The organism is Sessilibacter corallicola (assembly GCF_021290925.1).
In the GTDB taxonomy this organism is placed as follows: Bacteria; Pseudomonadota; Gammaproteobacteria; order Pseudomonadales; family Cellvibrionaceae; genus Sessilibacter; species Sessilibacter corallicola.
Window position 1 is genome coordinate 614,806 of record NZ_JAJSLX010000002.1, and the last position, 16,522, is coordinate 631,327.

The following is a 16,522-nucleotide window of genomic DNA, read 5'->3' on the forward strand; positions in this document are numbered from 1 at the left end:
TTTATTTTAGGTGTTGTTAAAAAATAGCAATTCCTTTTGCTCGGATAAAAAATTACGCGGCAACGTCTTTCTTATCTTCTTCCTTTTTGTCAGCAGCGTCGCTTGTGGTTGTGGTAGCTTTTTTGGTCGATTGAGGAACGTCTTTTTTCGCGTGGCGTTCGTGTAAGAATTTAAGAACTTCCGCGCGATAGTGGTTGTAGGTTGGGTCGTCGGCCAACTCTAATCGTTCACGTGGTCGCTCAAGATCAACGTGAAGAATTTCACCGATGGTTGCCGCTGGGCCGTTTGTCATCATTACAATACGATCGGAAAGCAATACAGCTTCGTCAACGTCATGAGTAATCATGATAACGGTGTTATTTAATTCTGCTTGGATTTCGGTTAATGAATCTTGCATGTGCGCCCGAGTTAGCGCGTCCAGTGCACCAAATGGCTCATCCATTAATAGAACTTTCGGTTGCATTGAAAGCGCACGCGCAATACCGACGCGCTGTTTCATACCACCGGAAATTTCATCGGGACGCTTGTGCATTGCGTGTCCCATGTGCACAAGTTCGAGATTATATTCGGTCCATTCGTGACGCTCGGCTTTGGGTTTTCCTTTCATCACTTTGTCTACTGCCAAGCGAACGTTTTCGTAACACGTTAACCAAGGAAATAACGAGTGGTTTTGGAATACTACGGCGCGGTCTGGGCCGGGTTGTAATACTTCTTTACCCTGCAAAATAACGCCGCCTTGAGTGGCGTTGTACAAACCGGCAACAATGTTGAGTACGGTAGATTTACCGCAGCCAGAGTGACCGATTAACGAAATAAACTCGCCTTTTTCGATTTTTAAGTTGACGTTATCAAGCGCTTTAAACGGACCATTCGGTGTTGGGAATTCTATGGATACACCCGAAATATCTAAATAGGAGTTTGCCATGTTCGCCTCTAAATTCTGTATTCGTGATTCTTAACAATGTGAGTAATGACGTTGTTATGTGTCTTTTGGGTGTTAGCGTATTTCTTGCGTTTTATCGTGCGATACGGATTTTTGTAACGTCAGCATGATGCGATCCAGTAAGAATCCGATAATACCGATAACAAACACAGCAACTAGAATTCGGCCTAATGAGTTGGAGCTGCCGTTTTGGAATTCGTCCCAAACAAATTTTCCAAGACCTGGGTTCTGTGCCAACATTTCTGCGGCAATCAATACCATCCAGCCAACACCGAGTGACAATCTTAAACCGGTGAAAATCATAGGCAGAGATGCAGGAATAACGACTTTAAATATTTGTGTCATCCAGCTTAAACGTAAAACTCGGCTCACGTTGATTAAATCTTTATCGATGGTAGATACGCCCACCGTGGTGTTAATAAGCGTTGGCCAGAGTGAACACAAGGTTACGGTCAGCGCAGAAGTAATAAATGATTTCGCGAAAAATGGATCGTCGGTGGTGTAAAGCGCACTAACAACCATGGTGACAATGGGTAGCCATGCCAGTGGCGACACGGGTCTGAAAATCTGAATTAAGGGGTTTAATCCTGTATAAATCGTTGAATTTAATCCGCAGATAATTCCGACGGGAATAGCAATAATAGTTGCAACGGCAAATCCGATAAAAACGGTATAAAGACTGGTAAAAATTTGGTCGAAGAACGTAGGCGCACCGGTATAAGGTCGAATGTCTTTAGGTTCTTTACCTTGTTCAATACGTTTTGCGTTTCGGTCTTCTTGACGTTGATAAAATGCGGCTTCTTTATCGCGAGCAGCGGTATGTTCATCAACGAGTGATTCGAATTGTTCCCACGTTTGGGATGGTCCTGGGAGGTTACCAAGACTGGTTTTAATGTTGGAAGCTGCCGTGCTCCACAGTAAAAGAAAAATTAAAAATGCCACCAACGGTGCACCAATGCTGGCAAGTAATTGATTCAGCTGAGCTTTAGGATTTTTTCCGGCAAGTAAATTGGCGATGGGTATTAACCAATTCATACCGGTTAACTCGAAAAACCGGATACTGCGATTCAACATTTCCTTACCTCTAGGTTTTTTCTGGTAGCCGTTGGGTGGTGTGCGGCTAAATTTGTTTATGAAGTTGCTTAGGCTATATTAGAGTTTGTGTTGGCCGCGCAGAGTATGCGCGGCCGGAAATTTAAACATTAAAGTACGGTGTCGCCGTTAAGACCAATGCTGAACTTTTTCAAGTAGTCGTTTGGTTTGCGACCATCGTAAGTGATGTTGTCGATAAAGTGTGTTTGTGGGTCGCGGAAGCCATCGGTATCGAATGGGAAATCTTCTTTTGACATTTTACCTTCATCAATTAATAGCTGAGCAGCTTCTAAATAGATTTCTGGCTTATACACTTTTTTCGCAATCTCGTGGAACCAGCTGTCTGGTTTTTCCTCAGAAATTTGGCCCCAGCGACGCATTTGCGTTAAGTACCAAATAGCGTCTGAGTAGTACGGATAAGTGGCGTAGTAACGGAAGAACACGTTGAAATCTGGCACTTCACGTTTGTCGCCTTTTTCGTACTCAAACGTACCCGTCATTGAGTTTGCAATGACGTCGTAGTCGGCACCAACGTAGTTTGGTTGCGCAAGAATTTTTACTGCTTCAGGACGGTTAGCGTTGTCGTTGTCATCCAACCATTTAGCGGCGCGAATTAACGCTTTAACAACTGCTAGGTGTGTATTTGGATTTTCTTCGGCCCATTTGTTGGAAACGCCAAATACTTTTTCTGGGTTGTTTTTCCAGATTTCGTAATCCGTTACTACCGGTACACCAATTCCTTTAAATACTGCTTGTTGGTTCCAAGGTTCACCTACGCAGTAACCGTAAATAGTACCTGCTTCAAGTGTTGCTGGCATTTGTGGTGGCGGTGTTACTGACAATAATGCGTCGGCGTCAATTGTGCCGGAGGTGTCGCCTTTATGCGGTGCGTAATAACCTGGGTGAATACCACCAGCGGCTAACCAATAACGCAATTCGTAGTTATGGGTAGAAACTGGGAAAACCATACCCATGTTGAACGGCTTACCATCAGATTTGTATTTCTCAACAACAGGTTTTAGCGCGTCTGCTTTAATTGGGTGAACAGGTTTGCCGGATTCGTCCTTCGGAATATTGGGTTTCATTTGATCCCAAATTTCGTTTGAAACAGTAATGCCGTTACCGTTTAAATCCATGCTGAACGCTGTAATTACATGTGCTTGAGTGCCGAAGCCAATGGTTGCACCCAATGGCTGACCAGCAAGCATGTGTGCGCCGTCGAGCTGTCCGTCAATAACGCGATCCAGTAACACTTTCCAATTCGCTTGTGCTTCTAATGTTACATAAAGACCTTCGTCTTCGAAGTAACCTTTTTCATAAGCGATTGCGAGCGGAGCCATGTCGGTCAATTTAATAAATCCGAATTTTAGATCTTCTTTTTCAAGCTCTAATTCTTCGGCGAAAGCGGGCGTTGCTAATGTAAAGGTAACGCTAGCAAGTGTGGCGCCGATCATTTTTTGTAGCGAGGTCAGTCGCTTCGTTAATGTCGGTGCATTGTTGTTTTGCTTTTCCATCAATGACTCCTTCATACCCCATTTATGGTGTTTAGTATTGGTTTCACTCTGATTCTTGTTTCGCAAAAGTCTTGCCAAGGTCACAATTTGGCGCATTATCAAAAAAAAATGCTTATAAATCAGGTGATTACTGAGGCGTCAGCGGATGGTTTTATGGCTTAAGTGATAAATTGATAGGCACTCAAAAAAAGCGCAATAAAAAAATATGTGCAATTATGGTGTTTTTAATGATTGTAAAAATGACTCTTGATGGTGCATTAAAAATAATTCATGTCTTGTGTTTGTCTTTATGAGTGAGAAAAACTAAAAAAGATTTGCTGATTATTTTTACCAGTACTTTTTAATTGCATTGTTTTGGTGCCAAATTGGTACTTTATTATTAATTGAGAAGAATGTTTTTTATTACGCGTAGGTCAGTTCTCACAAGATAAATTGTTACGACACTCATTTTTTATTTGATGAATATAAAATGCATGAATTTATTGGGCTTAGTTTTATGCCTTATTTGAATGGGGTCTAAATTTGCACGGGTTCTAAATAATTCTGGAGAATGCCAGTAGGGGGCAATAAATCGAGTGGGTATTTTTATGAGTGTGAGCTTATCAACCGATCAGGGATTTATTAAAACTGTAAAAATTATTTTTATTGGTTGTTCAACAAGTCAGTTGGGGAATTAATATTGGCGAAGGTTTTTTCTGGCAAGTAAGAAAAATCGCAAGTGGTGTAATGGAGCGTATCAATCCATTTCATTAATCGATAATTTTTTTGGTTTTCCAGGTAATTATTCAACACATTACCTAACTCAGATCGCCACACACCGATGGTGGGGTGTAATCGGGAATGAGCCTGAGCGATAACACAGTCGTATTGATCTTCGAACATGCGTGTAACAAGTTGATGTACAACCTCAGCATTGATAAATGGTGTGTCACAGGGGCAGGTATAAATGAGGCAGCTGGGCATTTGTGTGTGCAGCCATTGAAAACAGCTCGATAGGCCGCCCAATGGACCGATAGCCTGTTGTGTGTCGACAACAGTATCAGAGCCTTCATCAATTACTTGTTTGATCGGCTGGTCGTTGTCTGTGTTGGTGGAAACAATCCAGCGCTCGATCCCAGCGTCTTTCAAGTGTTGTTCTATATGAGCGATCATTGGCTTGCCTTGCAAGGTGACTAGCGCTTTGGTATCGCCATTCATACGGCGGCTTTCTCCACCAGCGAGAATACAGCCGATGAGGTTGGTGTTGTCAGATGAATGGGATTTCATATTGATGTTGATGGTATTTTGAACAGTTAATCGCACTTATGATCTGTATCGGTGCAAGTTGGTGTAAATTGGGAGTAAATTCACTGATAATTAAACAACAACTTAAGACCGGACTGCGCAATAGTGTGGTCTGATTGTCCATTTGCATCAAGAGAGATTGCTGTGAAAGATGAATTGAGCGGATTACGTCGTGACTACACGTTAGGAGAACTGAAGCGAGAAGAGCTTCTGAGTGATCCTATTGAGCAGTTTGAGCTGTGGTTGAAGCAAGTGATTGACTTGGGTTTAAAAGATCCTACGGCAATGACAGTGGCAACAGTCGACGCCACAGGGCAGCCTTCTCAGCGAATCGTACTGCTAAAGCAGTTGGATGATCGCGGATTCGTTTTTTACACCAACTACGCCAGTAAGAAGGCGCAGGATATCGGTCAGAACGCTAAGGTCAGCTTGCATTTCCCTTGGCACGCTCTTGAGCGCCAGGTCAAAGTGTGCGGCGTTGCAGAAAAAGTATCGGCGGCCGAATCTTTAAAATATTTTTCCTCTCGTCCCGAAGAAAGCCAATTGGCGGCGTGGGCTTCTCACCAGAGCCATCCGGTGGAGTCGAGAACTTTGTTAATGTCTCAATTTCAGCGCATGAAGGAAAAGTTTAAATCAGGAAAAATACCGCTGCCGGATTTTTGGGGTGGTTACCGCATTATTCCTACCGAGATTGAATTCTGGCAAGGCGGCAGTCACCGATTACACGACCGGTTTGTCTATCAAAAAGACGATGATGGCCGTTGGGACATTCAACGCTTGGCTCCTTGATGTCATTTCGCAACAGGGCTGTGTCGGCAACATTGACTCGATCCATCCGTGATGTTTTCACCGAGTTAGATCAAACCCAAGGTAAGCCTGCGTTAAGTAACGGTCAACTGTGGTTGATGTTTTTGCTGGCGAGTGCCTGTTTGCTGGGGTTAAATTACCTTAAGTTTTTTTCTGCCCTTAATGATTGCATCGGCTTGGTTGCGTCTTTGTTCGGTGAGTCACCTCGGCAATGGATAGCGGAGTTTAAGCGTTTACCTTACGCCAATTTATTGCAAAATATATGGTGGGGAATGTGGCATTGGCTGTTTTTCTTCATTTTGCCGTGGCTATTAATTCGCTGGGGATTTAAGTCGAATTTAAAAGAATATGGTTGGGGCTTCGGAGAAACACATAAACATTGGTTGGGTTATCTTGCTTTATTAACACCGATTATGGTGTTTGCAGTGCTTGCCAGTTCTCGGCCGGATTTTGTCAATCATTATCCTTTTTATACCGACGCTAAACTTTCAATTGTTGATTTATTGTTATGGGAATGCATTTACATTTCTCAATTTATTACCGTTGAATTTTTCTTTCGTGGATTTTTGTTGTCGAGTTTACAGCCTCGTTTTGGCAGCGTGGCAATCGCCATTATGTCGGTTCCCTATGTGATGTTGCATTTCCCCAAGCCTTGGTTAGAAGCAACCGGTGCCATCGGTTTTGGAATTTTCCTTGGAATTTTGGCGTTGCGTTCGCGTTCCATTTGGGGTGGCGTTATTGTCCATGCAGGTATTGCTTTGTGTATGGATTGTGCGGCACTGATACAATCGGGAAATTTCCCTATAACTCTATTTCGTAACTAATAACTCTGTTTCGTAACTAATAACCCTATTTTATTACTAATGACCTTGTTTATTAACTCGTTGGCTTGGGTTATCTCTGAGTTAACAATGATGTATTTTTTAACGTAAAAGCTGTGATAAGTGAATGAATCAAACAACAAATACTGTTCATCAAGATGTTGAATATTGGCTGAAAAATATTGTGGTTGGATTGGGCCTGTGCCCATTTGCCTCGTTGCCGCTAAAAGAGAACACCATTCGTATTACTGCGTTTCTGGGAACAGACACAGAAGAGCTGCTCGGTTTTTTGGAGCAGGAACTGACCACACTTGAAAAGAGTGACACTAGTCAAATTGAAACCACGCTCGTGGCAGTGCCGAATTGTCTGCACGATTTTTACGAATACAATTTGTATTTTGATTCGATTGATCGATTAATAAAAATTAATCAGTGGGAAGGGGTGTTTCAAGTTGCCAGTTTTCATCCCGATTACCAATTTTCGGGCACCGAACCGAGTGACCGAGAAAATCTGACCAATCGTTCGCCTTATCCGATGTTTCATTTGTTACGTGAAGACAGCCTTGAGGCTGCTCTCAAGCATTTTCCCAACCCTGAAGATATCCCTGAAAGAAATATTCAGAGTATGGAAAAACTGCCTGAGAAACAGGTGAATGAGTTGTTTTATTACCTGTTCAATAAATGCTGAAGGTCCGGCGTAAGAATTTCAACAACTTCGGCAAATACCTTTTGTTTGGCGTTTTTAAAACAGTTGTATCGACCAAATAACTTTTGGTTTGCTGATGTTGTTTGACCATTGAATCCAGGATTGGAATTTTCGGCGACCTCAAATACGTCTTCTACATTACAGGAGTAATCAATGGCGTTGCGGTCTAAAATTCTGCCAAAAGGTGTTTCTGCATCAATAATGTCTTTTACGACCGCTTTTGGTAAATCTGACATGGAAATCTTGAGGACCGCTGAAACCACAGTTTTGTTGGTCTTTTGAGTTTCAAGATTCACTCTTCGATAATAGAAATTACCTACCTGAACGCTTTTCATCGTTATGGGTGATATTTTTTCGTTCAAATCCCTTTCTAAGTACCGAGTTAACTGCTCAGAATTTTTTAAATATTGATTCAGAGTGGTCGGAATTGAATCTGACGCTGCCTGTTTGGTTTCGATTCGTTGTTCGTTGTCGAACGACCATATTTTTTTCAGTTTATCTTCTGTTGTGATCACCGGAGACACAATCGGTCCGGTGCTTTCACCGACGCATTGGCGAATCAGCTGGCTGACTTCTTCTGCCTTTTCTGGCATGACTAGGTCTAGGTGATTACCTGCCGTGCGAATAGTTTGGAAGTCGTTTTTGATCAGTTTTGGCCAATCACCAAAATCCAATTTATTTTTAATGTAGTTTTTATCGTCTTGTGCAATGACTAGCGTGGTGTTTGGAATCTCGCAGGGAGAAAAACGGTGATTTAAAATTGCCGTAGTCAAAGCTCGGTTGACGTTGTCGTCTCGAATTTCCCAAACCGCGCGTTTTCTATGGGTGACTTTGCCAATAAAACGGACGAGCTCTTGTTTATAATGACGAATAGAAAGCGTGGTCGGAGAGAAACAATCGAGCATAATAAAAGATTTGATTGTTCTGCCATTGGCAATCAGCTTTTTAGCCAATTCGAAGCCAATAGCGCCGCCGAGGGAGTAGCTTAATATGCAGCAGTCTCCTTTGGGGTGTACTTCAACAACTTGTTCGTAAAGTAAGTTGACCAGTTCGTCTACAGTACTAAAGGTGATGTTTCCATCCAAATAACCCGGATATTCAAAGGCGTAAACGGGATAGGTATCCACTAATTCAGAAGCTAACGCACGGAATGATAATGCGTTGCCGAACATGCCGGGAACACAAAAAATAGGAACGGCATTTGATACCGACGAGCTTTCAGAATGATGATTACTAAAGCGCATGAGCGAATGGCCTTTACCATCATTTTTATTTTTGATGATTAAGTTCGCTAACAAACGTGGAGTAGGGGCTTCAATCAAACTGGAAACGTTAATTGGAATGCACAGTTGATTGTACAAGTTAATGCTTAGATCAACAGATGTAAATGAATCGCCGCCATGCTCAAAAAAATCATCGTCGAGCTGGTAGCTGTCATCTTTTAAAGCATCGCGAAAAGCGTCTAAAACCCGTGTTTCAAAAATGTTTTCTGGTTCTTGAACGGTATCGGGAGTGGATTTGTTGGTCGTAAAGTTAAAACCTTGTAGGGTTTTACGGTCAATTTTTCCGGTAGACAACTGCGGTAACTGGGCCATTGAAACGATTCGAGTGGGAATCATATAAGGAGGCAGTTTTTTGGATAAATATTCCCGCAACTTAGATTTTTCTATTTCTGGGCTGACAAAAGCGGCAATAAACGGGTCTCTGCCTTCGGGCTCGTAATAGGCAACCGCAGCGTTATTGACGGAATCGAATGTTAATAAATTGGATTCTATATCCGACAGCTCCACCCTTTGGCCGCGAATCTTAATTTGGCCGTCGGCTCGGCCTAGAATCACCAAGTTACCGTTATCTTGGAAATATCCGCGATCGCCGGTTTTATAAAGGGTTTTTCCGGACGTTAAATGTTGAAATCTTTCTGCGGTTTTTTCTGGGCTGTTTAAATAGCCTTCTGGAAGGTAATCGGCAACAACTTGTACTTCCCCTTCGGCGCCGTGATCTACCGGATTGTTGTTTGAGTCAACAATTAAGATTTCGACATCAGCGTACGGTTTGCCTGCAGGCACACGATTGGTGGTGAAATCCTCTTTACCTTGAATGGTAAGCCGGGTTAAACAGCTGGTTTCTGAGGTTCCCATGCCATTGTAAAGGGAGAATAAATGGGCGTATTTTTCTCGCCACTCTTTTAAATCAGCGGTAAATAACGGCTCGCCTGCCATTTGAACATTTCTTATTGACGCTAATTTTTCTGGGTGTTCACACTGAGTGATGATTTTTTTGAAAATGGTTGGAGTCACATAAAGCAGCGTGATTTCGTTTTTCTCGATCCAGTTAATCAAGTTATTAACGTCGGAACTTTTCAAATCAAATGGCGCAATAGTCGCACCGGAGGCCCAGGCTCCAAAAACACTGAAAACGGCTGGCGTATAATGACAGGGTAAAACTAGGCCAACGTTGTCGGATTGACTGACTTTCAAGTCTTCTTGGTAGTGATACGCAGCTCGATAGAGGCTGGTTTGAGTGTGACAAATTGCCTTCGGTTTACCTGTTGTTCCTGAGGTTGTTAATAAATACGCCGGAGATTCATCAGGCACTAATGGAAGCGTGCCTTTAACTTTTGTATCCAGTATTTGTGCGAAAGGCAGTACCGTGCAATCTTCACAGCCAAGTGTGTTTGCGACTGGTAAGTTTTTGTTGTCGGCAATAATGATAAAAGGATTGGTTTCGTCGAGTAATGGTTGAATACGCTCGGTAGGGTTTCTTGTATCCAACGGCATGAACGCTGCACCTGATAAATTAACAGCGTACATAGTGACGAGCAGATCGGTGTTGTGCTCAATCAACAACGCGACCAATGGGCGTTTTTTTTCGCTCTTGGTTTTTAGTTTCTCGGAGATAACTAGGGCAATTTTTTCAGCAAGGTTGTGCAATTCCGAAAACGTTAAAGTATCGCCGTTATCGGCAGTAATCGCCGCTGTTTGGTGAGAATACTTTTTTACTTTAGCTCGAAAATTGGCGACAGCACTCTCTGTTAGTGCGAGAGCTTCATCCATGGTGAGATCTCCCATTGATCATCCGTTTGTTGATTATTTTATCTCAAAGAAAAAATTCGAGATATCAAGGTTGCTTGTTAAATTAAGCGTTTATTGCAAAGTTAGCCGGCCGTAATGACGACAATTAATCGTATTTGGCTTCGAGCTTACGAATTTATCGAAAATAGACGCCTGATTATTTCTGGCCGTGTATTACGGGCGGTTCAATTAGTGCGTGGTTGTAATCACTGTTACTAAATTTGCAATTTATAATTGTGCTTGTCTAATGGTAGCTCAGATCGAATTTTTTTCGGTATTGTTTAAATGACTGTGAGCACTTACTGAATGACACAGGCATTGATATAGCGCGTAAATATTTCGAAACTTAGCGAAGTAACTTTTTATAGTATATGTGGGGTAAGAGCAATAGTTAATCTATTCAAGTCTGCATTTATTTTTATGGTATTGCCGGGTTTAGATTCTGTTGCCGAGAGAATGTTCTTCTTAATACATTCCAGTCATAAGGTAACCAATATTTTGATTTTTTGGTTTTAAAAAGTATCGCCAGTTTATTTTTTATTTTTATTCAACTGGTGTTGGATTGTAGCGCATTAAAATGCGCCGAAATGATGATTCAAAATCTATTGTTGTTATGCATTTTGGGTTCAAAATAGCTTCGTTAAATAATTGGGTTTGCTTATTAAAGTGATTTTAATAGTGGCCCAATTTGCCTGTTAAAAATCCCGTATTTTTTGAACGACTTATATTCGGTTTTTATTTTTATGAAAATAAATCGGGAGAGTGTATTTGTATTTTCTATTTTTAAAAATTTTGATGAATTAATTTTTCAATGATTAATTGTCAGTTATTTTCTCAGGTGATTAGTTACATTCAGTTTTAAATATAATTGACAGATAAGCTGTATTGAGCAAGTAACAGTTTGTGTGTGGAGTTGTGAGTGACTTGAATGTTGGTTCTTTTTGAATCCGCTTTTGAGGTAAGAATCCCTATCTTGTTTATGGGTAATTGGCTGGACGTAATTGTGAATGTAATTACTAAAAGTTGACTCTATGGGTGAGTTTTGATTGGTGTGCAAATCGATGGGATTTTTTATTGCTATTTCTATTTGGTTATTTGGAAGAAAAATTAAAAATAAAAAGTTTGCTAGAAACATATTTATAAAAAATACGAGTGGCCCAAATTGCTCATTAATAAATAATCTAATTTTTTAGAATAATTTTGAAAAAACATTCTTAATTTTTATCCGCTGTTTTTAAAGCAAGTAATTTTCTTATCAATAAATTCTTATTTATCTTTTTTGAATATTCGCTTAAGTGTATTTATTGGACGGTTTTAAGTTGTTGAGCTTTTGCTTATCTTTTGCTCAGTTTTTGTCAGTGTTGTAACGTCAAAATTCTTTTTCCATCAGTAATTTATTTTATTTCCGTTTAGTTCCCCAAAAAAGCGCCTTTTGAAACATTAGTGTAATAAATTGCCACTAATCTAGCCCCAAAATTTGATACATCGCTCATATCTAATTTGACGATTCAATTCAAACAGCCGCTACGGCACACCAATATCTGCCGGAACAATTAATGAGGTGTCAATGAAAACGTCGCTAATCAATGGCTTAGCCGCGAGTGCGCTTGTGCTAAGTGCTTTTTCTGCACTAGCCGACGACGAGCTAGTAATTTACGTTTACAAGGATGGCAAAGCAGCGTCAGATATTACGGTTCGGTTAGATGGTGAAACTGATAAGCAAACCCTAAGTGGCGGCTCAGCTACCTTCGATCTAGAAGCGGGTGGGCACAGTGTTCAGCTGATTCAAAACGGCACCACTATCCACAGCTTTCGGTTTGATAGTGCCCAAGGCCAGTTAACGGATATTAATGTTGCTATAGAAGAAGGTACTTCTCCTAAAGTGGCGGTTGAGTCTTTCTATAAAACAGAAACCGCAGCGGAAAAACGATCTGCTCCTAACGGCTCTATTAAAGGTCGTGTTACTTCCGGCGGTGTTCCTGTTGCAAACGCGACCATTACTCTTACCAGTGATTCTGCGGTTTCTACGACCACAGATGCAGACGGTAACTACGATGTAGAAGTGGCGCGTGGTGTCTATAACCTAACCATTAGTCACCCAGACATGAAGTTGGTTGAATTGGACGACGTACGAGTGATTTCAAACGTTGCTAAAGGTTTGAACTTCACCATGAATGGTCGTAGCTCAACTCCAAGTTTGAACATTGCGACCCCTCAAATTGAAGAAGTTACTGTTCTTGCGCAATACAACCCAAATGCATTTGAAGAAAGTGAGCGTTTTTCTGCAAACGTTATTGACACTTTAGGTATTGAGCAATTAGCACGTTTTGGGGATTCTGATATTGCAGGTTCCGTAATTCGTTTGCCATCGGTTACTGTTCAAGACGATAGCTTTGTATTTATTCGCGGTTTAGGTGGTCGTTATGTAACGACAACATTAAACGGTGCAACACTACCAAGTACCAACCCAAATCGACGTTCGGTTCCTCTTGATCTTTTCCCAAGTAATATCGTTAGCCAGCTGGATGTTAAGAAAACTTTCTTGTCGAGCTTACCTGGTGAAAGTACTGGCGGTAACTTGGAAATTAATACCCGTACTTTTCCTGATGAAGGGGCTGGTAAATTCTCAATCAAAACCGGTTTTGTTGCTGGATTAACTGGTGATACCGTCGCTTCTGATCCAGCGAATGGTGATTTTGATTTCTTAGGTTTTGATGATGGTTCTCGCCGTGAGCCGGCTGCCGTTGAAGCAATTGCAACGTTGTTGGACCCTGTACTTGCTCTAGGACTGAACCCCGGTGATGTGGAATTGCCTGCGCAATTGTTTAGCCAAGACGTGGACGAGAGTTTACGTGAGGCGGCAGGGTTTTTCTTGGTTGATGACTTTGACTTAGATGAAACCACCGCGACTCCAAATGTCAGTATTTCTGGTAATTATGGTGACTTGTTCTACGTTGGCGATAACGAACTGGGATATTTCGCTGCGCTTAACTACAAAACAGGTTACGAGCAAAAAGAAGACGGTATCTCACGTAGCTTCTCTACCTTAGGTGGTGGCGATGTAGAAGATGATTTTCGTTTTGATGAGAATACCTTCAGCGTTAACATTAGCGGATTACTTTCCGTTGGTTACAATTTAGGTAGTAGTTCATTTGTATCGAACACTGTAATTTCTCGAGTAACAGAAAATCAGGTTCGCGTGTCTGAAGGTGTTGAGGGTGATTCTGGCGAAGAGAGCTTCCAATACACTATTGACTATGAAGAACGCCAGTATGTTTCTCAGCAATTCGTAGGTGAACATTTTCTAAATGAATCTGGTAATCTTTCTACGGATTGGCAATTTACAGTGAGCCAAGCCACTCGTTATGCCCCCGATCGACGTGAAGTTCAATTTAATTTAGAACAGCCGAACGAGCCGTTCCGTCTACAGTTGTCTGAGACTATTCGCCGTTACGATGAGCTGGAAGACTTTAACTACGACGTATCTAATAATTACGAATGGCTAATTAGTTCAGATGGAAGTGTTGATCAAACTTTAAATTTTGGTTTGCAATACATTTATCGTGAGCGCGATTCAGAATCTTCTACTTATGGTTTCCGCCATAACGATAGCATTCCGGATTTAACAATATCTGAAGATTTATTGGTTTCTGATGTTATTAATGATGCTAATGTTTCTGGTAACCCTACTGACGGAATTCAGTTTTTTGACCGAACACTGCCTAGTGATTCCTACGAGTCTGATCTAACGTTATCCACGGCCTATTTGTCTTACGATTTATTTTTAGATTCTAAGTACCAGTTTATTCTGGGTGCTCGATACGAAGATTTTGAGCTTAATACCGATACTTTCCTTCTGACAGGTACTCAAGAGCTTGATCCAGCGGGTATCGATGAAGACATATTTTTACCGTCTTTAGCCTTTAACTGGTATTACTCCGATAAACAGCAAATACGTTTTGCTCTAGCCAAAACAATCAGTCGTCCCGACTTTAAAGAAGTATCCAACGCGACTTTCTTTGATAAAGAACTGAATGTTCGTGTTCGCGGTAATCCAGATCTTGAAGAATCAGAAGTACTGAATGCGGACATCCGTTGGGAATATTATTGGTCGGATACCGAAAACATCAGTGTCGCTATTTTCTATAAAGATTTTGATAATCCTATTGAACGTGTAATTTTGGATGCGTCAGGTACAGCGGGTAATTCTCGAACTTTCGAAAATGGTGAGAGTGCTGATTTGATCGGAATTGAAGTAGACACTCGAATTGAATTCCCTTTGAACTCTGCATACACACAATCTGTATTTGTCGCTACGAATGCAAGTTTAGTTGATTCAGAAATTGAGTTGGAAGGTGGTGAAACTAGTGATCTAGAAGGTGTGCCAGACTATACCTTTAACTTGGTCGTTGGTTGGGATGACTTAGAGAATAATCAAGAATTAACGGTATTGTTCAACCAAAGTGGTGATACCAAAAAAGATTCCGGTCGCGGTAATCAGGGCGATGTAATACTAGAGCCATTTTCCGATCTTAATATTAATTATAAGAAAACTTTTGCCGGTGACTTAACGTTTACAGCAAAAGTAAAAAATCTATTGGATTCGGAAGTTGAATTCAGTCAGGGCGGCGGAACTTTCCAAAGCTATAAAAAAGGTATCGAGTTTGAAGCCGGTATCGATTGGAGTTTCTAGCTAGAGCAGTTGGAACTAATAAAGTCATTTAAATAAATTTGAATTTAAACGTGACATTTTAGGAGATGTTATGGAAATTAAAAAGTTAATGCTGGCAACAGTAATTTTTGGTGCTGTGGGCGGATTATACGGCTGCTCTGGTGATGAAGACGCAACTATCACTATCGAAGGTGATACTGTTGTTGGTAACAATGGCGGTAATGGCGGAACATCAGTTGATTGTCCTGACTTTGCACTAGAAGTTACTGTTAATAATACTGGAATGTGTCAAGTTCCAGCGACCATTATGGAAAATGTTACTCTAACTTCAGATGTGCCTTGGTTTATGGCTAGCCGAGTTACTGTTGGTAATGGTAACCAAGAAATGTCAGCTACTGATGGAATCTTAGACGCTGACGATACTCCTGTTGCTGAAGTTGTATTAACAATTGAAGCTGGTACTGAGGTCTTTGCTCAGAACGATAGCTTCGCTAACTTAATTATTACTCGTGGCTCACAAATCATGGCTATGGGTACTGCTGCTGAGCCAATCGTATTCAGTTCTGCTGATGCTGATCTAGAGGGTTCTGGCGAGTGGGGTGGTTTGATCCTTCACGGTTATGGTTTGCATAACGTGTGTGATTACCCAGAAGACATGGGCGGTATGCCAGTTGACTGTAACATCGACAGTGAAGGTGAATCCGGCTTTGCTGGTGGTCACGACAACACTGACAGCAGTGGTGTATTGAACTACGTTGTTGTTGCTGAAGCGGGCTTCGAATTCTCAGTTGGTAACGAAATCAATGGTATTTCATTTGTTGCAGTTGGTTCTGGCACTGAAGTTGACTTCATCCAAGTTCACAACAATGCGGATGACGGTGTTGAGTTCTACGGTGGTGCGGTTAACGCGTCTCACTTAGTATTAACTGGTAACCAAGACGAGTCTATTGACTGGGACGAAGGTTACGTTGGTAACATCCAGTTTGCGTTGGTTATTCAGAATGATGGTTCTGACCACGCAATTGAAGCAGATACTCTAGGTAACCCAACCTTCCTTTCTGCTCCTACTGTTGTAAACGCTACTTTCTTAGGTGCTGGTGACGGTTTCTCTGAATTACACCGCTTGAAAGATTCTACTGGTGGCTTTATCCACAACTCAGTACTAACAAGTGCTAGCGGTATGCCTCTTGATGTGTGTGTTGCGCTTGAAGATGCAGATACTCTTACTAATGCAATGAACGAAGCAATTGCTTATAACAATGTTATTGCCGATTGTACTGAGTTCGAAACCTCTGATGGTACTCCAAGCATGTTGCTAGATCGTGCTACTGTTACTTTGACCGCTGGTCTTGTTGACGAAACTACTTACGCTTCTGCTGCTGCTGCTGCTGATGGCTTAATGCCAATCGACTTCACTGCATTCGATGCAACTCACCCAGAATCAATGGCTTCTCAAGCTGGTGACTTCTTCGAAGACACTGATTACGCGGGTGCTGTTGAGCCAGGTGCTGCTACCTTATGGTTCGAAGGTTGGACTGTAGAAGATTCTTTGTAATTTAAAAATTACATAAGAACTCTGAAAAAACCCAGGCAATGCCTGGGTTTTTTTGTG

The 16,522-nt window shown here is 41.5% G+C and carries 10 protein-coding genes; 5 read left to right on the forward strand and 5 right to left on the reverse strand.

Translation table 11 applies throughout. The features are described from left to right. Positions 1-52: 52 nt before the first annotated feature. The 4 genes from LU361_RS09945 to LU361_RS09960 form a co-directional block, all read right to left on the reverse strand. A complete protein-coding gene (locus tag LU361_RS09945; protein ID WP_233088691.1) occupies positions 53-925 on the reverse strand; it encodes an ABC transporter ATP-binding protein in 873 nt (290 codons plus the stop codon). Between the two features lie 72 nt (positions 926-997). Further along, the gene (locus LU361_RS09950; RefSeq protein WP_233089526.1) at positions 998-2,014 is read right to left on the reverse strand and encodes an ABC transporter permease; all 1,017 of its coding nucleotides are present in this window, start codon (positions 2,012-2,014) and stop codon (positions 998-1,000) included. 131 nt (positions 2,015-2,145) lie between these two features. Continuing rightward, positions 2,146-3,489 (reverse strand): CmpA/NrtA family ABC transporter substrate-binding protein, encoded by a 1,344-nt coding sequence (locus tag LU361_RS09955; RefSeq protein WP_233089527.1) that lies wholly within the window; start codon positions 3,487-3,489, stop codon positions 2,146-2,148. 702 nt (positions 3,490-4,191) lie between these two features. After that, complete coding sequence (locus LU361_RS09960; RefSeq protein WP_233088692.1) at positions 4,192-4,851, reverse strand: molybdenum cofactor guanylyltransferase; 660 nt, start codon at positions 4,849-4,851, stop codon at positions 4,192-4,194. A gap of 126 nt (positions 4,852-4,977) precedes the next feature. Between LU361_RS09960 and pdxH the strand changes: the two genes are divergently transcribed. From pdxH to LU361_RS09975, 3 genes are all read left to right on the forward strand, one after another. Continuing rightward, positions 4,978-5,622: a pyridoxamine 5'-phosphate oxidase gene (pdxH, locus tag LU361_RS09965; RefSeq protein ID WP_233088693.1), complete on the forward strand. Its 645-nt coding sequence runs from the start codon at positions 4,978-4,980 to the stop codon at positions 5,620-5,622. Further along, positions 5,622-6,464: a CPBP family intramembrane glutamic endopeptidase gene (locus LU361_RS09970; protein ID WP_233088694.1), complete on the forward strand. Its 843-nt coding sequence runs from the start codon at positions 5,622-5,624 to the stop codon at positions 6,462-6,464. The genes pdxH and LU361_RS09970 overlap by 1 nt, the downstream gene beginning before the upstream one ends. 124 nt (positions 6,465-6,588) lie before the next feature. Next, positions 6,589-7,149, forward strand: a complete 561-nt coding sequence (locus LU361_RS09975; RefSeq protein WP_233088695.1) for a DUF1415 domain-containing protein — start codon at positions 6,589-6,591, stop codon at positions 7,147-7,149. Here LU361_RS09975 and LU361_RS09980 read toward each other — a convergent pair. After that, positions 7,128-10,220, reverse strand: a complete 3,093-nt coding sequence (locus LU361_RS09980) for an alpha/beta fold hydrolase (RefSeq protein ID WP_233088696.1) — start codon at positions 10,218-10,220, stop codon at positions 7,128-7,130. The genes LU361_RS09975 and LU361_RS09980 overlap by 22 nt on opposite strands. 1,585 nt (positions 10,221-11,805) lie before the next feature. Here LU361_RS09980 and LU361_RS09985 point away from each other — a divergent pair. Together LU361_RS09985 and LU361_RS09990 are read left to right on the forward strand one after the other, a co-directional pair. Beyond that, positions 11,806-14,931 carry a TonB-dependent receptor gene (locus LU361_RS09985; RefSeq protein WP_233088697.1) on the forward strand — a complete coding sequence of 1,042 codons (3,126 nt, stop codon included), beginning with the start codon at positions 11,806-11,808 and terminating at the stop codon, positions 14,929-14,931. A gap of 70 nt (positions 14,932-15,001) precedes the next feature. Continuing rightward, complete coding sequence (locus LU361_RS09990; RefSeq protein ID WP_233088698.1) at positions 15,002-16,465, forward strand: beta-helix domain-containing protein; 1,464 nt, start codon at positions 15,002-15,004, stop codon at positions 16,463-16,465. The last annotated feature ends 57 nt before the right edge of the window (positions 16,466-16,522 follow it).